At 68.6% G+C, this 18,418-nt stretch carries 20 protein-coding genes and 1 tRNA gene; 12 read left to right on the forward strand and 9 right to left on the reverse strand.

Going from position 1 to position 18,418, the window contains the following annotated elements:
* Window positions 1-52: 52 nt before the first annotated feature.
* A tRNA-Ile gene (locus tag ACFWF2_RS16955) sits at window positions 53-126 on the forward strand.
* Between the two features lie 119 nt (window positions 127-245).
* On the opposite strand, the gene ACFWF2_RS16960 is transcribed toward ACFWF2_RS16955, so the two are convergent.
* Window positions 246-821, reverse strand: a complete 576-nt coding sequence (locus ACFWF2_RS16960) for a TetR/AcrR family transcriptional regulator (protein WP_379308368.1) — start codon at window positions 819-821, stop codon at window positions 246-248.
* A gap of 87 nt (window positions 822-908) precedes the next feature.
* On the opposite strand from ACFWF2_RS16960, the gene ACFWF2_RS16965 reads away from it, so the two are divergent.
* Window positions 909-1,721: an alpha/beta fold hydrolase gene (locus ACFWF2_RS16965; protein ID WP_379308369.1), complete on the forward strand. Its 813-nt coding sequence runs from the start codon at window positions 909-911 to the stop codon at window positions 1,719-1,721.
* Here ACFWF2_RS16965 and ACFWF2_RS16970 read toward each other — a convergent pair whose 3' ends face one another.
* The 3 genes from ACFWF2_RS16970 to ACFWF2_RS16980 all read right to left on the reverse strand — a co-directional run bounded on the left by ACFWF2_RS16970 (window position 1,722) and on the right by ACFWF2_RS16980 (window position 4,401).
* Window positions 1,722-2,927, reverse strand: a complete 1,206-nt coding sequence (locus tag ACFWF2_RS16970; RefSeq protein ID WP_379308370.1) for an NAD(P)/FAD-dependent oxidoreductase — start codon at window positions 2,925-2,927, stop codon at window positions 1,722-1,724.
* A gap of 92 nt (window positions 2,928-3,019) precedes the next feature.
* Complete coding sequence (locus tag ACFWF2_RS16975; RefSeq protein ID WP_379308371.1) at window positions 3,020-3,778, reverse strand: ATP-grasp domain-containing protein; 759 nt, start codon at window positions 3,776-3,778, stop codon at window positions 3,020-3,022.
* A gap of 41 nt (window positions 3,779-3,819) precedes the next feature.
* On the reverse strand, window positions 3,820-4,401 hold the full coding sequence (locus ACFWF2_RS16980; RefSeq protein WP_379308372.1) for a TetR/AcrR family transcriptional regulator: 582 nt from the start codon (window positions 4,399-4,401) through the stop codon (window positions 3,820-3,822).
* A 127-nt stretch (window positions 4,402-4,528) separates the two neighbouring features.
* Between ACFWF2_RS16980 and ACFWF2_RS16985 the strand changes: the two genes are divergently transcribed.
* Window positions 4,529-5,548 carry an aldo/keto reductase gene (locus ACFWF2_RS16985; protein WP_379308373.1) on the forward strand — a complete coding sequence of 340 codons (1,020 nt, stop codon included), beginning with the start codon at window positions 4,529-4,531 and terminating at the stop codon, window positions 5,546-5,548.
* Window positions 5,549-5,552: 4 nt separating this feature from the next.
* Here the strand turns inward: ACFWF2_RS16985 and ACFWF2_RS16990 are convergent, their stop codons facing one another.
* The gene (locus ACFWF2_RS16990; RefSeq protein ID WP_379308374.1) at window positions 5,553-6,173 is read right to left on the reverse strand and encodes a TetR/AcrR family transcriptional regulator; all 621 of its coding nucleotides are present in this window, start codon (window positions 6,171-6,173) and stop codon (window positions 5,553-5,555) included.
* 38 nt (window positions 6,174-6,211) lie between these two features.
* On the opposite strand from ACFWF2_RS16990, the gene ACFWF2_RS16995 reads away from it, so the two are divergent.
* The 6 genes from ACFWF2_RS16995 to ACFWF2_RS17020 all read left to right on the forward strand — a co-directional run bounded on the left by ACFWF2_RS16995 (window position 6,212) and on the right by ACFWF2_RS17020 (window position 11,801).
* Window positions 6,212-6,880, forward strand: coding sequence for a hypothetical protein (locus ACFWF2_RS16995; RefSeq protein WP_379308375.1), 669 nt, complete (start codon window positions 6,212-6,214; stop codon window positions 6,878-6,880).
* A 109-nt stretch (window positions 6,881-6,989) separates the two neighbouring features.
* Window positions 6,990-7,931 carry an ABC transporter ATP-binding protein gene (locus ACFWF2_RS17000; protein ID WP_379308376.1) on the forward strand — a complete coding sequence of 314 codons (942 nt, stop codon included), beginning with the start codon at window positions 6,990-6,992 and terminating at the stop codon, window positions 7,929-7,931.
* Window positions 7,928-8,731, forward strand: a complete 804-nt coding sequence (locus ACFWF2_RS17005; RefSeq protein ID WP_379308377.1) for an ABC transporter permease — start codon at window positions 7,928-7,930, stop codon at window positions 8,729-8,731. The genes ACFWF2_RS17000 and ACFWF2_RS17005 overlap by 4 nt, the downstream gene beginning before the upstream one ends.
* A complete protein-coding gene (locus ACFWF2_RS17010; protein WP_379308378.1) occupies window positions 8,728-9,870 on the forward strand; it encodes a sensor histidine kinase in 1,143 nt (380 codons plus the stop codon). Before ACFWF2_RS17005 ends, ACFWF2_RS17010 begins: the two co-directional genes overlap by 4 nt.
* The gene (locus ACFWF2_RS17015; RefSeq protein WP_379308379.1) at window positions 9,867-10,487 is read left to right on the forward strand and encodes a DNA-binding response regulator; all 621 of its coding nucleotides are present in this window, start codon (window positions 9,867-9,869) and stop codon (window positions 10,485-10,487) included. Before ACFWF2_RS17010 ends, ACFWF2_RS17015 begins: the two co-directional genes overlap by 4 nt.
* A 75-nt stretch (window positions 10,488-10,562) precedes the next feature.
* Window positions 10,563-11,801, forward strand: coding sequence for a VWA domain-containing protein (locus ACFWF2_RS17020; protein ID WP_379308380.1), 1,239 nt, complete (start codon window positions 10,563-10,565; stop codon window positions 11,799-11,801).
* On the opposite strand, the gene ACFWF2_RS17025 is transcribed toward ACFWF2_RS17020, so the two are convergent.
* Both ACFWF2_RS17025 and ACFWF2_RS17030 read right to left on the reverse strand, forming a co-directional pair.
* The gene (locus ACFWF2_RS17025) at window positions 11,791-12,522 is read right to left on the reverse strand and encodes a DJ-1/PfpI family protein (RefSeq protein ID WP_379308381.1); all 732 of its coding nucleotides are present in this window, start codon (window positions 12,520-12,522) and stop codon (window positions 11,791-11,793) included. The genes ACFWF2_RS17020 and ACFWF2_RS17025 overlap by 11 nt on opposite strands.
* Window positions 12,523-12,536: 14 nt before the next feature.
* The gene (locus ACFWF2_RS17030) at window positions 12,537-13,556 is read right to left on the reverse strand and encodes a GlxA family transcriptional regulator (RefSeq protein ID WP_379308382.1); all 1,020 of its coding nucleotides are present in this window, start codon (window positions 13,554-13,556) and stop codon (window positions 12,537-12,539) included.
* 81 nt (window positions 13,557-13,637) lie between these two features.
* Here ACFWF2_RS17030 and hpnE point away from each other — a divergent pair, with 81 nt between their 5' ends.
* Complete coding sequence (gene hpnE / locus ACFWF2_RS17035) at window positions 13,638-14,996, forward strand: hydroxysqualene dehydroxylase HpnE (protein WP_379308383.1); 1,359 nt, start codon at window positions 13,638-13,640, stop codon at window positions 14,994-14,996.
* Window positions 14,997-15,079: 83 nt separating this feature from the next.
* Complete coding sequence (locus ACFWF2_RS17040; RefSeq protein WP_379308384.1) at window positions 15,080-15,568, forward strand: FBP domain-containing protein; 489 nt, start codon at window positions 15,080-15,082, stop codon at window positions 15,566-15,568.
* A 171-nt stretch (window positions 15,569-15,739) separates the two neighbouring features.
* Here the strand turns inward: ACFWF2_RS17040 and ACFWF2_RS17045 are convergent, their stop codons facing one another.
* Window positions 15,740-16,012 (reverse strand): hypothetical protein, encoded by a 273-nt coding sequence (locus ACFWF2_RS17045; protein ID WP_379038438.1) that lies wholly within the window; start codon window positions 16,010-16,012, stop codon window positions 15,740-15,742.
* Between the two features lie 205 nt (window positions 16,013-16,217).
* Between ACFWF2_RS17045 and ACFWF2_RS17050 the strand changes: the two genes are divergently transcribed.
* Window positions 16,218-16,508: a hypothetical protein gene (locus ACFWF2_RS17050; protein ID WP_379308385.1), complete on the forward strand. Its 291-nt coding sequence runs from the start codon at window positions 16,218-16,220 to the stop codon at window positions 16,506-16,508.
* Here the strand turns inward: ACFWF2_RS17050 and ACFWF2_RS17055 are convergent.
* Window positions 16,505-18,325 (reverse strand): TerD family protein, encoded by a 1,821-nt coding sequence (locus ACFWF2_RS17055; RefSeq protein ID WP_379308386.1) that lies wholly within the window; start codon window positions 18,323-18,325, stop codon window positions 16,505-16,507. The genes ACFWF2_RS17050 and ACFWF2_RS17055 overlap by 4 nt on opposite strands.
* Window positions 18,326-18,418: the final 93 nt, after the last annotated feature.

Genomic DNA, 18,418 nt, shown 5'->3' on the forward strand with positions numbered 1-18,418 from the left:
ACCTCGCACCCCACCGGGTATCATGCGACTCGTTCGCGGACACCCGCGACCAGGGGCGGTAGCTCAGTCGGTTAGAGCCGCGGACTCATAATCCGCTGGTCGTGGGTTCGAGCCCCACCCGCCCCACTTTCCCCCGCTGACCAGCAGATATGTCGTCACGCTGCCGCCGGGTCGATCCAGTCCAGTGCGCGTGCACCAACAGATCATCGACGTCCCATGGAGTCCATGAGAGGCATCCCTATGGGTCAACCCGTCAGCAGTGCGTGAACGGCATTGTCCAGCAGGGTGATTCGATCGGCGGGAATGCGGCTCGGGATCTTGCCTGCGGCGGCTAGTCCGGCGATTCCGTGCACCGTCCCCCAGATCATCGCGGTCCTGCGTGCCACTTCGTCGTCGTCCACCTCGGCGGGCTGGTTGGCGGCGACGGTGGTCGACAGAACGGTCCAATACCGGGTCGCGGCGGTGTGCAGGACGGGATCGTCACTCATCGCGACGAGTGGGCCGAATGCGAGTGCGTGCACGTGGGGCCGCGTATCGACGAAGTCGACGTAGGCGCGCACGAGGGCGCGCAGTCGGTCCTCGGGGGCGGGCCCCGCGCTGGCTACCGCGGTCTCGGCATCGGCCGCGGCTTCCGCGAGGCCGGCGCCCGCTACGGCAGCGAGGAAGCGACGACGGTCGCCGAAGTGCACATACGGGGCCTGGTGGCTGGTGCCCAGAGCTTGTGCCACCTTGCGGATGCTCAATGTTTCCGGAGGTTCGTCCCGGAGCAGGTCCAGGGCGGTCGCGATGAGCCGGTCGCGCAGCGTCGCATTCGCTGACACAGAGCACCTCCCCACATGGTTGACAGTGTCAATCTACCGGACGATGCTGTATTTAGGTTGACACTGTCAATCGAAGGGATGGCAGCGATGTCCGAGCAGATCATCGAGACAACCGTCGGCCCGCTGGCCGTGCGTGACACGGACCCGGACGGCATGCTTCCGCCCGCTGTCCTCTGGCACAGCCTGTTCGTCGACAGTCGCAGTTGGGTGCGCGTCGAGCCCGCGCTGACCCGCGATCGTCGGCTCGTCATCGTCACGGGTCCCGGGCACGGGACGAGCGGCGACTGCGGCCGCCGGTACACGCAAGGAGAATGTGCCGATGCCGCGGTCCAGGTGCTCGACCGGCTCGGCGTCGATGTGCCCGTGGATTGGGTCGGGAACGCGTGGGGCGGTCATGTGGGCATCCTCGTCGCCGCCGGGCACCCCGAACTCGTTCGTACGCTCGTCACCGCGGGCACGCCCGTGCACGCCTACACGTGGAAGGGGCGACAGCGGACACGACTGCTGCTCGTGCTCTACCGCGTCCTCGGCCCGGCTCGGTTCCTGGCCGACATCCTGAGCAAGGTGCTGCTGTCGCCGCACACGTGGGCGAGCGATCCGGCGGCCGTCGCGATGGTGGGCGAGGAGTTCGGCGCGGCGGACCGGCGCGCGATGGCGAACGCGATCGTCTCGGTCTCGCTGCGTCGTCGCGACCTCACGCCGGCACTGCCCGCGGTTCAGGCGCCGACGCTGTTCCTCACCGGCAGCGACCATGCTGACTGGACTCCCGAGCAGGCGCGGGCGTCCGCGGCTGTTCTGCCGTCGGGATCGGCGGCTGTCATCGAGGGGGCGGCCTATCTCCTTCCGCTCGAGCGCCCGGACGAGTTCGTTCGGGCAGTGGAAGAGTTCTGGGCCAGGTGATCACCCGTGCCCGATCGTCGCAGCGGATCGCGCCGCGTCGGTGTCGGTCCGGTCCCGCACCAGCTGAGCGCGCTTGTCACCCTTGGCCCAGGTATGCGTGCCCGGCTTACGCGCCTCGGTGGCCAACTGCTTGACGGTGTGGGCACACACGAACTCCTTCAGCTTCGCGCCGGGGCGGCCGCCGAGGTGGTACCACTTGGCGGCATCGTCCTTGTCGGCGAACTGGAAGACGCCCGCGTGGCGGCCGAGGCTGATGCACTGACCAGCGAAGCCCAGGTCGATCGGGTCGGGGTGCTGGTCGGTGATCCGGTGCAGGATCGTGTCGGCGGCGTGCGCGCCCAAGGGGCCCGCCGCCTGGCAGCTCATCCGGAACGGCAGGTTCGACGGTGCCGCCGAATCGCCTGCCGCGACGATCCGCTCGTCGTCGATGCTGGTCAAGGTCTCGTCGGTGAGCAGGCGGCCGACGGCGTCGGTGCGCAGGCCGCTGCGGGTCGCCAGGTCGGGGACGCCGAAGCCTGCGGTCCAGATGGTGACCGCGCTGCGGAGGATATGACCGCCGCTGAGCCGCACGGCATCCTCGGTCACCTCGACGACCTTCGCGTCGGGGCCTTCGATGACCGTCACGCCGAGCGCCGTCAGCCGCTTGGCGACCGCGCGCCGACCGCGCGCGTGCAGGTACGGGCCGAGTACATCGCCGCAGATCAGCGTCACGGCGCGACCCTGCTCCGCCAGCTCGGCGGCCGTCTCGATCCCGGTCGGCCCCGCGCCGACCACCGTCACCGTGGCCGTCGCCGCCGTGGCGTCGAGCGCGGGTGCCAGCCGCTGCGCTTCCTCCAAACTCGCGATCGGATAGGCGAATTCGGCCGCGCCCGGTACGCGCGGCGCCGCACTGCCGCTCCCCACCGCGTAGATCAGGTAGTCGTAGCCGATCGTGTCGCCGCCGGCCAGCGTCACGGTGCGCCCGGCCGCGTCGATCCCGGTCACCGCATCGACCATCAGTCGCACACCCGACGCCAGTACCTCGCTGTACTCGGTGACCGCGTCGTCGGTCCCACCTACCAGCTGATGCAACCGAATCCGCTCGACGAATCGTGCCCGCGGGTTGATCACCGTCACCGCCACCTCGGCCCGCTGCGTCAGCCGATTGGCCGCCATCACACCCGCGTACCCGCCACCGATCACGACCACATCGATCTTCTCGCTCATCGGTTTCTCCTTCACTCGAGGGTTCGGGCATAAGACGCCACCGGACCACTCGATGTGACAGTGCGTGACGCGAGTCACTGCGCGAGGCGACTTCAGGCGCGTGAGCTCGCGAGCAGTTCGCTCCACCGCTGGATGACGAGTTCGGTGTAGTCGTCGGCGGTGATGTCGTAGGCCCCGAGGGCGTAGCCGTCGTTCGCTTCGACCAGGGCGGTGCGGCCGTCGGCCAGCACGCCGAAGTCGATGCCGTACGCGATCGGCGCGGTCGCGGTCCGGTGGTATGCCGCGACGGCGGACTCGACCACGCCCATGTCCAGGGTGATGGTGCGGTCGCCGTCGTAATGGTCGACGGTCACGATCCGTCCGTCGATCACGTAGACGCGGTACTCGGTGCGCCAGGCCACGACCTCGGAACATCGGACCCGCCGCCGCCGGCTGGTGCTGTGCCACGCGATGGCATCGCGTTCGGAATAGCAGACCGTTCCGGTGAAGCGCTTGCGTCGGTCGGCGGGTTTCACGAAAACCGGTGTCGCCAAACCGGTATCGAGGGCGCTCTCGACCTCGCCCAGGGTCGATGTCCACACTTTGCGCCCGAGGTAGTCGCGCAGGGCCTCGGGGTAGTCGTCGGGCTCGGGCACCGGAATGTGCAGTTGGCGCATCGCGCCGTGCATAGCGTCGGTATCGCCGGCGATGAAGGTGTCCGGCCCCAAGGGCAACTGCCGGTGGTGGATTCGCTTCATGCTGTAGTGGCGGACCGGAATGCCGCGACGCTTCAGCCCTTCGGTGAGTAACCGCTCCTCGTGCCGCATCGGACCCGAGCCGGCGTATTGCAGAAACGCGACATCGAACCTCATCTTCCCAATGATCCGCCACCGCAGCGTGGTTCGTGGGGTGATTACTGATTATGCAATCCCCGCACCAGGAGCGCGACCATGCGACGAGGGTTGTAGCGGGGGTGGCTTCCGGCTCCGATGCACAGGTTGCCGACCGCGCGCAGGAACTCGTAAGGGTCTGTGCCGGAGGCGATTTCGCCTGCGTCCGTGGCCGCTTCGAGGAGCTGGGCGCAGGTGGGGATAAGGCGGTCGAGGAAGTAGGTGTGCAAGGTTTCGAAGGCGGCGTCGTCGGACTGGAGTGCTTCGGCGAGGCCGTGTTTGGTGGCGAGGAAGTCGACGAACTGGTCGATCCAGGCGGTGAGGGCGGCGTGGGGGGAGGCGCTGGTGGCCAGGAGTGCGGGGCCCGCTGCGGCGCAGGCTTCGACCTGGTGGCGGTAGACGGCGACGATGAGGTCGGCACGGGTGGGGAAGTGGCGGTAGATCGTGCCGACGCCGACGCCCGCCGCGGTGGCGATCTCGCGCACGGGGACGTCGACGCCGGACGCGACGAAGGCCGCGGCGGCGGCGTCGAGCAGCGTCTGCTGATTGCGCCGCGCGTCGGCGCGCTTGCGAGGCGCCGCGGGCGCGCTGTCTTTGTCGGCCACCATGCCTCCAGGGGTTGGCAAGCGGAACAATGTTCCGTATGCTGATTAGCGGAACGTGGTTCCGTTTGTTCAGGATGTCAGATCCGGCGACCTGGACCAAGTCGCACAGCTCACGGAGGAGCAATTCATGCAGTACCGCAGCCTCGGTCGCACCGGCGTGCAGGTCAGCAGTCTCGTGCTCGGCGCGATGAACTTCGGCCGGTTGGGCGATTCCACGCAGGACGAGGTCACCGCCATGGTCGACGTCGCTCTCGACGGCGGCATCAACCTCGTCGACACCGCCGACATGTACGGGCAGGGCGAGTCGGAGGAGCTGATCGGCAAGGCCATCGCAGGCCGCCGCGACGACATCGTGCTGGCCACGAAGGCGAGCATGCCGATGGGGGAGGAGCGCAATCACCGTGGCGGCTCGCGCCGCTGGCTGGTCACCGCGCTCGAGGACAGCCTGCGCCGCCTGGGCGTCGACCACGTCGACCTGTATCAGATCCACCGCTGGGACCCGAGCGTCAGCGACGAGGAGACGCTGTCGGCGCTGACCGATCTACAGCGGGCGGGCAAGATCCGCTACTTCGGCTCGTCGACATTCCCCGCGTACCGCATCGTGCAGGCGCAGTGGGCGGCACGGGAACATCACCTGGGCCGGTATGTCACCGAGCAGCCGAACTACTCGATCCTGCAGCGCGGCATCGAAACTCACGTCCTGCCGGTCACCCAGGAATACGGACTCGGCGTGCTGGTCTGGAGCCCACTGGCGTCGGGCTGGCTCTCGGGCGCGATCCGCGCGGACCGCGAAATAGCCACCAGCCGTTCGGCATTCATGCCACATCGCTTCGACACCGCCATCCCGGCCAATCAAGCCAAGATGAACGCCGTCGAACAGCTGGCCGTGGTCGCCGACCAGGCCGGGCTGACCATGATCCAGCTCGCCCTCGGCTTCGTCACCGCCCACCCGGGCGTCACCAGTGCCATCATCGGCCCACGCACCATGGCGCACTTGCACTCTCAGCTCGCGGCCGCCGACACCGTTCTGCCCGCCGACGTTCTCGACGCGATAGACGCCATCGTCGCCCCCGGCGTCGACCTCGCCCCCGAAGAGAAGCACGACACCCCACCGTCACTGCTCGACGCCTCGCTGCGCCGCCGCTGACCGCTCAGGCGAGGAGTTCGCGGGACAGGGTTGTGGTCCACCAGGTTTCGACGCGGTCCGGTGACCAGCCGCGTTCGGCGGTGAGGGTGGTGAAGACGTCGATGGTGCACAGGGCGGCGTAGATGTCGACCGAGGTGGCGAGGTCTTCGCGCAGGGTGCAATCCGGCCAGGAGGTGAAGACCTGGATGCGGGTGTCGTCGGCGCGGCGGCGGGCGTCGAGGTAGGTGGTGGCCAGGTCGGGTTCGGTGCGGGCGGCCTCGCGGACCAGAGCGATGACGTCGGCGGCGCGTTCGAAGAGGCGGCGGTCGTAGCCCGCCATGGCGGCGAGCTGGCGGGGTGGGTCGCCCACGGCGGCTTCGAGTTCGGCGAGCATCCGTGGGGCGTCGGCGGACAGGTCGGCGGCGTCGACGACGGCCTGGACCAGGCCGGTCTTGTTGCCGTACGCCGAGTACACGGTGGGGACGGAAACGCCTGCCTCGCGGGCGACTTCGCGGACGGTCGTCGCGGCCCAGCCCTGGGTGACGAACAGGCGGCGCGCGGCCTGGGCGATCTCGACACTGGTGGCCTGGGCTTGCAGGGTGCGGCGCAGTGAGTCGTAGCGGCGGCGCGGTGGCTCGCTGGACAACGGTTCCCCTTTCGTTTTACGGTCACTATATTCAAAATATGAGTGATAAATCCAATATCGCGAGCGGGTCCGGGTTCCGGCGTGTCGCCGGTCTCGCGGGCATCGTGTTCGTGCTGGTCATCCTGGGTGCGAATCTGATTCTGGTGCCCGCCGGACTTCCCACGCCCGGCACCGACCCTGGCGAGGCGGCCGCCTTCTTCGCCGATCATCGTGGCCTGGTGGCCGCCGTCATGGCGCCGACACCGCTGGCGTGGTTCTGTGCCGTGCTGTTCGGCGCGGGCGTGCTGACGGTGCTGCGGCCGATCGAACGCGCGGCGGGCACGGCATGGTCGCTCGTCGGTTTCGCCGGATTGCTGTTGCAGAACGCCACCTTCACGGTGATCGTCGGAATCCGCTACGCCCTGGGGATCTCGCCCGACGGTGGTGCGCTGTGGGCCCTGCATGATGCCCTGCTCGCGCTCAACGGAACCTTTCTCGCACTGGCACTCGTCGGCCTGACGATCGCCGGACGTTTCGGTGGCCTCGTTCCACGCTGGCACGCGACGCTCGGATTTCTCGCCGCCGCACTGCAATTCACCGCCGCGACGATCGCGCCGGTCGTCATCGACGAGAAGGGTCCGCTCGGTCTGATCGGCCTCTCCGGCTGGCTGCTGTGGACGATCTGGTTCGCCGCGTACGGCATCGCCCTGCTGCGGAGGGCGGGATGACTTTTGTCATCGTCTGCCCATGCGGATCTCATCGGTAATCGGTGATCGCGCGTACTACTGGTGACGGCCCCCGTCGGCGACCGTGGAAGGTGTGAGAAAGGGGCACACGATGAACGACATCGTCATCTCCGCGCGCGGACTGCGGCGCACCTACGGCCGCGGCGAGCAGGCCTTCGAGGCCGTCAAAGGCGTGGATCTCGACATCGTCGAGGGGGAGGTCTTCGCGCTGCTCGGCACCAACGGTGCGGGCAAGACCTCGACGCTGGACCTGCTGGAGGGGCTCGCCGCCCCGTCGGCCGGTGCGGTCGAGGTGTTCGGCCTGGACCCGCTCCGGCACCGCGATCAGGTCCGCGCGCAGGTCGGCATCATGCTGCAATCCGGTGGGCTGCCCGCCGAACTGACCGTCGCCGAGACACTCGAGATGTGGCGCGGCACCTGCACCAACCCGACCACCGTCGAGACTGTGCTCGCACAGGTCGGCCTGGTCGATCGCGCCGAGGTGCGGGTCGGTTCGCTGTCGGGCGGGGAGCAGCGCCGCGTCGACATGGCCTGCGCGCTGCTCGGTCAGCCGCGCCTGCTGTTCCTGGACGAGCCGACCACCGGACTCGATCCGGAAAGCCGCCGCAGGACATGGCAATTGCTCGCCGACCTCAAGGCCGCCGGGGTGACGATGGTGCTCACCACGCACTACCTCGACGAGGCCGAGTCGCTGGCCGACCGCATCGCCATCATGGACAAGGGCGTGATCGCCCGGCGCGGCACGCTGCGCGAGATCGTCGACGACCATCCGGCGCGCATCGTCTTCGACCATCCCGGACTGCCGGTGCCGCCGCTGCGCGGCGCGAATATCGAAGCACGCGAGCGCGTCACCGTCAGCACCGACGACCTGCAAGGTCACCTGTTCGAACTGCTCGCCTGGGCGCGCGAGGCCGGCGTTCGGCTGACCGGGCTCGAGGCTCGCGCGGCCTCCCTGGAATCGGTCTTCCTCGACATCGCGGGCGACGCCGATGCGCGGCCGAACACCCCCGAACTGATCGGAGCACGACGATGACCACCATCACCGCACCTCGCCCCCGCCCGCTCACCGCGCTCGCCAAGGCGGAGTGGTTGCAGTTCCGGCGAAACAAGACTCTCGTCTACATGGCGACGCTGTTCCCGGTCGGGATCCCGCTGGTCACCTATTTCATCGCCCGCAAAGACACCGAGCCGACGACCGCGATGGCGGCGGTCGCCTTCGAAATGCTCGCGCTCATGGCATTGATCTTCGTGCAGTACTACTCGGTGCTGTCGATGGTGACGACGCGCCGCGGCGAGGGCGTGCTGAAGCGGCTGCGCACCGGTGAGGCCGCCGACTGGCAGATCCAATCCGCCCCCGCGGTGCCCGGTGTCCTGGTAACCCTCGTGTGCACCGCCGCCGTCGCCGCGGCGGTCTACGGCAGTGGCGCGCCCGCACCGGTCAACCCGGTGCTGATGGTGCTGGCGTTCGTGGCCGGGATCGGTGTGTTCTCGCTGCTCGCGCTGGCCACCAGCGCGGTGACCAAGAACGCCGAGGCCGCGCAGATCACCTCGCTGCCGGTGATGGCCCTCGCCATGGTCGGCCTCGCCTCGATCCGCACCGTGCTGCCCGACCGGCTGGCCACGCTCGCCGACTGGACACCGTTCGCCGCCGTCTCCGACCTGGTCTTTCTCGGTGCGTCCGGCAAGACGGCGACGGCCGCGGAGTCCGACGCGGTATCGAGCTTCGCCGGCACCGTCACCGAAGCGGGCCGCCCGTTTGCGACACTGGCGATATGGACCGTCCTGGCGCTCGCGCTGACCCGCACGAGCTTCCGGTGGGACGATCGCGGGTGAGCCGATGGACTGATTGGTGGCACGAGCTGTCGAGTGCGGCCAAGTTCCGTCTCTCCACGCGACTCACCTTCCAGGGGAGCATCCTCGGGGTGGTCGTGGTGATGCTGAATTCCGCGGGCTCGCTGTGGTCGGCCCCGGTGATCGTGGTCGCCGGGATCACCGCCGTTCTCGCGGTGGCGGCACAGGACGATTTCGCGACGGTGCCGGGTGGGGTCTCGCGGCAGTGGACGCCGCCGCTGGCGGCGGTGACACTGCTGGCGATGTGGGCGGTTTCGGCGGCGATCGCCCGGCTGGCCACGGCCGAGTCGACCGTCCGCGACGCGCGGGTGGCGGGCGGACTCGCGGCCCTGCTGGCTATGTTCGCCGTCATCCCCTTCATTCGGCACCGGTGGTGGGTGCTGCTCGGCCTGAGCCTCGCCACCGGTCTGGCGTTCGGATCGTCGCCACTGTCCGCACTGGCGCTGGCGGCGGTGTATCTGCTCACCGGAGTAGTCGTCGTCGGCTTGACGGCCTTCACCGTGTGGGGACTCAGAGTCGTCGACGAACTCGACCGGGCCAAACTCGTCGAAGCCGAACTGCAGGTCGCCGAGGAACGACTGCGATTCGCGCGCGATCTGCACGATGTCGTCGGCCGCGGGTTCTCCGCGATCGCGGTGAAAAGCGAACTGGCCGTGGCGCTGTCGCGTTCCGGTGACCAGGAGCGGGCCGTGGCGGAGATGGAGGAGGTGCGGGAGCTCGCGGTCGAATCGATGGGGCAGATGCGCACACTGGTGCGCGGCTACCGCAATATCGATCTGCGCGGTGAAGTGGCCGGGGCGCGCTCGCTGCTGTCGGCCGTTGGCTGCGAGCTCGTCGTCGAAGGTGACGCGGCCAAGGTGGGGCCGCAGTTCCACGAAGTCGCGGCCTGGGTGGTGCGCGAGGGCACGACGAATATCGTCGAGCACTCCGCGGCGACCGTGGCGACGCTGGCGCTCGGCAGCGCGGGCATGTCGCTGCGCAACGACAACCCGCACGGCGGGACCGGTGAACGCTCCGGGCTGCGTGGACTGGCCGAGCGGCTCGCCGCGGTCGGCGCGACCCTCGACGTCACCGCGACCGGCGACGAGTTCATCCTCGAAATCCACTGGGAGAATAAGTGATTCCGGTCTACCTCGCCGACGACGAGACCCTCATCCGCGCCGCACTGGCGACAATGCTCGATCTGGAGACCGACCTGGAGGTCGTCGCGCACGTCGGCTCCGGGACGGAACTCGTCGACCTCTGGCGACGTCGCGCCGAGGCGGCCGAACCGGTGGCGGTGGCCGTCATCGACCTGCAGATGCCGGGCATGGACGGTATCGACACCGCGGTCGAGCTCCAGCGGATCACGCCGGGCGCGGGCACCCTGATCGTCACCAGTCACGGCAGGCCCGGCTATCTCAAGCGCGCGCTGTCGGCCGGCGTGCGCGGCTTCCTGCCCAAGACGACCTCGGCGGCGACCCTGGCCGAGGTGATCCGCACCGTGCACAACGGCGGCCGCTACGTCGATCCGGAACTGGCCGCCGAGGCCATCAGCGCAGGCGACACCGTGCTCACCGCCCGCGAGGCCGACGTGCTCGAATTCGCCGCCGACGGCGCGTCCGTCGACGACATCGCCCGCCGCGCGCACCTGTCACCAGGCACAACCCGCAACTACCTGTCGTCGGCGATGAGCAAGCTCGGCGTCTCCAACCGCTACGAAGCCGCGCTCAAGGCCAGGGAGAAGGGCTGGATCTAGAGCGGATCGCGCTGCCCACGCCGGTCGCTGCGCCTAAGGTGTGGTGCATTACGGCGGACGGATGAGGGAGTGGCGGTGGCTGCTGCGCTGGTGAAGGGGCAGAACGCGGGGTTGACACAGCCGGAGGTGGTGCTGACCGTGCGGGGCGGGGTGGCGGCGGATCTGTCGGCGCTGCTGGTGACCGGGACCGGGAAGGTGCGGTCCGACGCCGACTTCGTGTTCTTCAATCAGCCACAGGCGCCGGGGGTTCGGCTGAGCGGGTCGGTGCTCACGGTGTCGCCCGGGGTGGTGCCCGCCGAGATCGAGCAGATTCGCGCGGTGATCACTGTTGCGGCAGAAGGGGATACGTTCGGTGGTGCGGCGCCGCCGGTGGCATCGGTGGCCGATGCCGCGGGAAATGTGCTGTACGAGTACGTGATCGACGGGCTCGACCAGGAGTCGGTGGTGATCGCGCTCGAGCTGTACCGGCGCGGCGAGCAGTGGAAGGTGCGGGCCGTCGGGCAGGGATATGCCGGTGGGTTCGCGGATCTGGTCACCGATCATGGGGTGAGCGTCGACGACGAGCCGGAAGCCGTGGCGCAGCCCGAGATTCGGACCGTGCCCGGAGAAGCGGCGCTGTCGTTCGAGAAGCGGCAGAAGCTGGACATGCGTAAGCACGAGGTCGCGAAAGTGCTCATCGACAAGAGCGCGTTCGGTACGCGGGCGCGCGTGGTGCTGGTCATCGACAAGACCGGCAGCATGCAGAAGCTGTATCGCGGCGGCACCGTGCACCGCGTGGTGGAGCGGATGATCCCCGTCGCCACTCAGCTCGACGACGACGGCACCCTCGAGGCCTACCTCTACGCGCTGACCTTCGCCAAACTGCCCGACATCACCGTCGCGGGCGGGGAGCAGTGGGCCCAGACGTACCTGCATCTGACCGGCACCCACGACGGCATCGATTACGACGGCATCGGCGGCCGCAACGACGAACTCCCGGTGATGCGCGCCGTCATCGACACCCTCACCGCGGGCGCCGTCCCGACTCTGGTCCTGTTCTTCACCGACGGCGGCTTCGCCAAGAAACGCGAAATCGCCGCCCTCATGCGCGAAGCCGCGGCCCTGCCCGCCTTCTGGCAGTTCATCGGCCTCGGCAAAGCCAACTTCGGCGTCCTGCGCACCCTCGACGAACTCGACGGACGCGTCGTCGACAACGCAGGCTTCTTCGCGCTCGACGACATCGACCAGGTCGACGACACCGAACTCTACCGCCGCCTCCTCGGCGAATTCCCCGACTGGCTCCGCGCCGCCCGCACCGCGGGCATCATTCGCTAGCCCGCTCGCGGGATCGGTTCGAACGGACCCGCTGGATCGCCGCGCCCCACAGCAGTTGCACCGACGGAAGCACTTGATGCAGCTGGATGGACTCCTTGGTCAGCTGGGCTGTCGCTCGCGCCTTGGTGGCCGCCGACGCCTTGGACACATGGCCGGAGTCGAACGGCGGCTGCGGATCGTATTCGATGAGCAGTTGCACCGCCTTGGCCGGTGCTTCGCCGCAGATCTGGCCGAAAAGCCAGATCGCCAGGTCGATTCCGGCCGAGACGCCCGCTGCCGTCGCGATCTTGCCCTCGTGCACGATCCGCTGGTCGCCGACGGCATCGACGCCGAATGTCCGCAGCACCGGCAGCATGAGCCAGTGTGACGTGGCGCGCCGGCCGCGCAGCAGGCCCGCGGCCGCCAGGATCGCCGAGCCCGAACACACCGACGTCGTCCAGGTCGACGTCTCGTCGGCGCGGCGGAGCCAGTCGAGCAGCTTTCCGTCGCGGGCGTGCTCCATCGACGTCATGCCCCCGGGCACCAGGATGATGTCGGGCGACGGGGTCTCGTCGAAAGAGTGGGTCGCCCCGATCAGCAGCACTCCCGAGTCGGCCGGGACCGGGCCCGGCTCGTGCCAGACGAAGCGTACTTCGGCGTCGGGCAGGCGCCCGAGCACCTCGTAGGGGCCGATGAAGTCCAGTGCGGTGTATCCGGGGTACACCACGATGGCGATCTGCACTGTCGTCTCCTCTGTCAGGCGAAGGTCTTGCGGTACTGATCGGGCGAAATGCCCAGTCGTCGAACGAAAATGCGGCGCAGCGATTCGGCACTGCCGAACCCGCAACCGGCGGCGATGACGGTGACGGTGTCGTCGGTCTCCTCGAGCCGGCGGCGCGCGGCCTCGGTGCGGATTCGCTCGACGTAGGCGCCGGGCGCTTCACCGACCTCCCGGGTGAACACCCGGGTGAAGTGCCGCGGGCTCATCGCCGCTCGGCTGGCGAGTGCGGGAATACTGTGTGCCCCAGCGGGTTCGGACTCGATCGCTTCCTGTGCCTCGCGGATGGGCGCACGGTTGGCGCGCGGCGTCCAGACCGGCGCGGCGAACTGGGTCTGTCCGCCCGGTCTGCGCAGGTACATGACGAGATAGCGCGCCACCATCTGCGCGGCCTCGTGGCCGTAGTCGTCTTCGACGAGCGCCAAGGCGAGGTCGATGCCTGCGGTAACGCCCGCCGCGGTCCAGACACGCTCGGAGCTGCGGACGAAGATCGGCTCGGGATCGACGGTGACCGAAGGGAATTCGCGGGCCATCCGGCCGGCGAAGGCCCAGTGCGTTGTGGCCACGCAGCCGTCGATCAGGCCGGCTTGGGCAGCGAGGAACGCGCCGGTGCAGACGCTGACGATGCGGCGGCTGCCCTCGGCCGCAGCCTGTATCCATTCGACGAGCTCCGGGTCGAGCCGCGCATCGTCGACGCCGAGGCCGCCGGGCAGCACCAGCGTGTCGACCGACTCGCGCGGATCGGGCAATGGCTGAGCGAGCAGGGCGAGGCCGGTGCGTGTGGTGGCGGGTTCCCCGGTACGGGTGACGACGCGGACCGAATAGCCGTCCTCTCCGTGCCCCTGGCCGGTGAGGTACAGGGTCGCGGCTGTGAACACCTCGAACGGGCCGACCAGGTCGAGGGCCTGGACGCCCGGAAAGCCGAGGATGAGAACTGTCTTCACGAATTCAGTGTTGGCGAAGTCTGTCGGGGCGTCTAGGTCGTCCACCCCACACATCAGGACATCGATGCTGCCCTGTCCGGACTCCTCCGCGCCGGTTCGGCGATATAAAGAGAGAAATCGAGCTACATTGTCTCAATGGTGGGCACAAGCGATTCGCGCCGGTTCGTCGTCATCGGGGGTGGTCTGGCCGGCTTGGCTGCCGCGGTGTGGCTGGCGGAGGCCGGCAAGCAGGTGACGCTGTTGGAGCGGCGAGCTCGGCTGGGTGGCCGCACGCAGGCGATGCGCGTCGCCGAGGTGAACGACCTCCCGGACAACGGCCAGCATGTGGTGGCCAGCGGGTACCACATGCTGTGGCGGTATCTGGACAGTGTCGGCACCCGGCAGTACGTGGAGTTTCCGGGTGCCGGGAGTCTGCGCTGGCCGGGCGGTCGCGCAGTCATGTTGTATACCAAGGGTTTCGGTGCATGGCGCACGCTGATGGGTGCGCATCCCGACGCGGGCCCGCTGGATCGGCTGCGTGCGCTGCGGTCCTCGCTGCTGTTGGTCCGGCAGGCGCTGTGGCAGCCGAGGGACCTCGCCGACATCACCACCGAACAGTGGTTCCAGCGTGTCGGGATGCCGGCGAAAGCGCGTGAAGCCCTGTGGGATTGGCTCGCGCTCGGCATCGCGGCGGAGCCGGTGGACAGAGAGTCGGCGAAGGTGTTCGCCGACGTGCTGGCCACCGGGGTCCGGATCGGGATGCGGGACCGGGTGGCTGTCACGATCGGGTACCCCACCGTGGACCTGGACACCCTCTACATCTCCGGCGCCGAGAAGGTCTTCGAACGCCACGGCGTCGATGTGCGCTACCGGGCGGTGGCCCGCAAGATCGTCGTCACCGACGGAAGGGCGACCGGCGTGCAGATGGCGGACGGCTCGGTGATCGAGGCCGACGCGGTGATCTGCGCGGTCCCGAACTCCACTATCGGCGGGCTCCTCGACGACCTGCCCGAACATGCCGAAATATACGCCGCAGCCGACAAGCTGGGTGTCACCCCGATCGTGAGCACGAACCTGTATCTGGACCGGCCACTGAAGACCGAGTCGGCCATGGAGGCGTTGATCGGCGGCACCGGCGTGATCGATCAGGTCTTCGACCGGCAGCGCATGCACGGTCGCACACCCGAAGGAACCTGGCTGTACTGCTTGACCACCAGCGGCGCCTACGAGCAGGTCCACAAGAGCAACGACGAGATCGTCGCCGAGCAGATGGACCTCATCCGCCGCTACTATCCGGAAGCCGCCGAGGCGAAGGTCGTGACCGGCCACGTGGTGAAAATGCCCAAGGCGACGTTCTCCCAGGTCCTCGGCACCGACAACCTGCGCCCCGGTCAGCGCACGTCGGTCCCGAACCTGATGCTGGCCGGCGACTGGACTCGCACCGACTGGTCGGCGACGATGGAAAGCGCCGTCCAGAGCGCCGAACGCGCCGTCGCGGCGCTCCTCGACCAGTAGCGGCAGAAAACTCGGTTGTCAGTGCTCAGGGGGCATCGTTAGCGTGTCTACCGTTTGTGACCGACACACCGAGAGGACACTCCATGGAGCCCGTCACCGAACGCGACATCAGGTCGTCGTTCGTCAACTGTTCGAAAGGGGACGCCAAACGCCTGTCCGTGCCGCGTGACCTCGATGCTCGTCCCTGGGACGATCTCGACTTCCTCGGCTGGACCGACCCGTCGTCCCCGGGCCGCTGCTATCTCGCGGTGCCGCGTGACGGCGACCTGGTCGGCGTCGCCCTGCGGCACGAGACCGGCGGATCGGGCAAGACACAGATGTGCGCGTTCTGCCTGACCACCCACACCGGCGGCGGCGTCTCGCTGATGACCGCGAACAAGGCCGGTGAGTCGGGACGGCGCGGCAACACGATCGGCAGCTATCTCTGCACCGATCTGGCCTGCTCGCTGTATGCCCGCAACAAGAAGCGGCCCGCGCTGGGCAGCCGGTATCGCGAGGACCTGACGCCGGAGGAGAAGGCGCAGCGGGTGCGCGAGAACCTCTACGCCTTCCTGGACCGCCTGTACACCTAGCCGATTCGCCCGCCACCCGACAAAGGAGGTAGCTGCCATGTGCCGACACTCGAGACCCCGCACGCCAGACGACCCGAGTTCTCCTGCTGGACAACAGAACTCGGGTCGTCGGGTGCCTTGCCGGTCGAGGTGGCCCGGGAATCTCCCGGACTGCCTGCGAGCGGACAGGGATCAGAGCATGGCGTTCATGATGGTGCCCGCGCTGGTGGCGACCGCGCCGCCGATCATCGCGCCCGCGATCATCTTCGGCGACTCGAGACCGCCGCCGGTCCACTTCTCCCAGGCGAACTTGCCGCCCGCGTAGGTGATGGCGATGACGCCCGACAGCAGGATGAACCAGGTGAAATAACGCACCAGCTGCAAGATCTTGTCCGACATCGGGGGTGCTTCGGGAGTCGGATTGCCCATCTGCGCCAAGGTATCGGTGACGGCGGCCAGAATCATGTTTGCTCTCACTCGGTACTCGGGGGGAACGGCGATGAACTGCTGTCGCTGATGTTATCCGGTCGAATCGGGTGCCGCAGCCGCCCACCCGGAGCGGACCGATCGGTTTTGTTGGTGTGCCGGGGGTTCGCGCCCGTATCCTGGACTCGTTCGAATACGGCAGTGCTGGAACGCAGTTCGCATCATGCGAAAAGGGGAGCAGGCTATGAGCATCATTCTGACGTCGATGGCCGAGACTGTCACGACGTTCGCGCAGGTCAGCAATCCTACGCCCGAGGCGCCGCCGCTGTCGGACAAGATCATGCAAATGGTCCAGTACCTGACCTGGTTCATGATCCTGTCCGGTGTGCTGGCCATCACCGTCGCGGGCGGAAAGTTCGCCTGGGAGAAGTGGAACGGCAGCTCCATGGAGTCGCCGAAGATGATCGCGGGCGCGATGATCGGCGGCGTGGTGGCCACCAGTGGCGGCACCATCATGAACGCCATCCTCGGCTAGATCCGGGCGCCTTTGGCGCGGTTGCAGCCCCGGCACAGGATCTGCAGGTTCGCCGCGCTCGTCGCACCACCGCGGCTGAGCGGGATGATGTGATCGAACTCCAGGTAGTGGCCGTCACCGCACTCGACGCAGCGACCGCCGTCGCGCTGCCACACCTGGGCTTTCACGTCCTGCGGGATGCTGCGGCTGTCGCGCTGGCCCGGTGTCAGGACCAGGCGTTTCGCCACGCGCAGCGCACCTTCCAGCGCGGCGGCCACATAGTCGGGATCGGTGACCCCGAAGGTGGCGCCGCCGCGCGCCGAGGTCGCGGCGAGCACCACGGTGCCGTGCTCCGGGTGCACGGAAACCACCCGGTTCCACGGCAGTTCGATGCCGGTGCCGTCGCCGACGAAACGCAGCTTCTTGGAGCTGCCGATCAACCGGCCCTCGGTATTGCGCGGGCCGCGCGCGAGCATCCTGATGTGCACGGCGGGCAGGTCCAGGTGCACCCGCTCCTCGGGATCCAGGTGCAGGCCCGGGGTGTCGATGGTGGGCAGTTCGCCGGCGCGTAGCCGGGACAGGGTGCGGCCGCGGTGCATCCGGCGGCGCAGGTCCTCGACGATCGGGCCGGACAGGGCAAGTTCGCTCACCACGTGCTCGAACGCGTCCAGTTCGTCGGCGAACACCTCACCGTCGGCGAAGGCGAACGCGACCATCCGCTCCACCTGGGTCAGTCCTGCCTCGCGCAGCACCGCCCGCCCGTGCTCCTCGTCGATGCGCTGGTAGCGCAAGGCCGCCCACACCTCGAGCCAGTCATCGGACATGGTGCCGGGGCCGGTGAGCACCCGCCGGGCCCGGTTGCGCCAGTGCGTGAGGAATTCCTCCACCTCACCCGCGCACGACCGGCACTGGCCGTGTCCGCCGAAGATCTTGCGGCGCAACGGGTTGCCGCAGCGGGGGCAGCGGGCACGGTGGTCCTGGATGTGCGGGCGGGTGCTCGTCGTCCACTCGTCGCCGTCCCACCAGCGCACTTGCCCGGGGACCTGCGGGTCGGGATGCCAGTCGGCCAGTTCCGGGTTCGGTGGTGGTGGCGGCGGGACATCGATGACGCGCCGGGTGAGGGCAGGCGGGCGCGAGGGCGACCGTCCGGTGTGCGCGTGGGTGCCGGGATCGGCGGTGGTGTCGTGGTCGGAGAACTCGGCCGCACTCGACGTCGAGTCGCCGTGCGGTACCCGGGCGAACTCTGCACGATCGGCGGTGCGTGACGACGCCTGCCGTGCCGCCGAAGTCGACGCAGGGGTTCCCGATCGCTCGGCGCCGGGCTGTCCGCCGGCCTGCTCGTTGACGGTGACGCCGAATTCGGTGGCCAGCCCCGCGAGCCCGCCGGACCACCCCTGGCCGATCGCCCGGAACCGCCACTGCCCGTCGCGCCGGTAGAACTCGCCGAACATCATCGCCTGCACGTCCTCGATGCCGTCCAGCACGAACTGGGCGACCGGACCGTCGGCGGCGTGCACGGTCAGCGTGAGATCGGTGAGCTGATCGAAGGTGCCCTCGTCGAGCGACGCGCTGACGACAATGCGCGCCACCTCCGCCTCGGTCCGCGGCAGCGACACGCTCAACCGCGCGGTCCCCGGCGCGGGCTCCTGATCCAGCGTCACCGCCTGCGAGGCATGCCGCGGCGCGTTGAAGAACACGAAATCCCGATCGCCGCGCACCAGCCCCGACTCGGTGACCAGCAGTGCGTGCGCATCGACGGCATGCGCCGACCGCCATGAAAGAACCACGGCGAGAAGCGATGTCGGGACCGGCGCGTGCGCGCCCTTACGTAGTTCCATGGTGCTCGCATGATGTCATGCCGGTCTGACAGTGTTTGTTGGAGCGCTGGCGCGCTCGAGGTCGCGGCCCCTCCTGTCCCGCCGGTCAGGCAC

The sequence above is a fragment of the Nocardia sp. NPDC060259 genome, from assembly GCF_042728775.1.
GTDB lineage: Bacteria > Actinomycetota > Actinomycetes > Mycobacteriales > Mycobacteriaceae > Nocardia.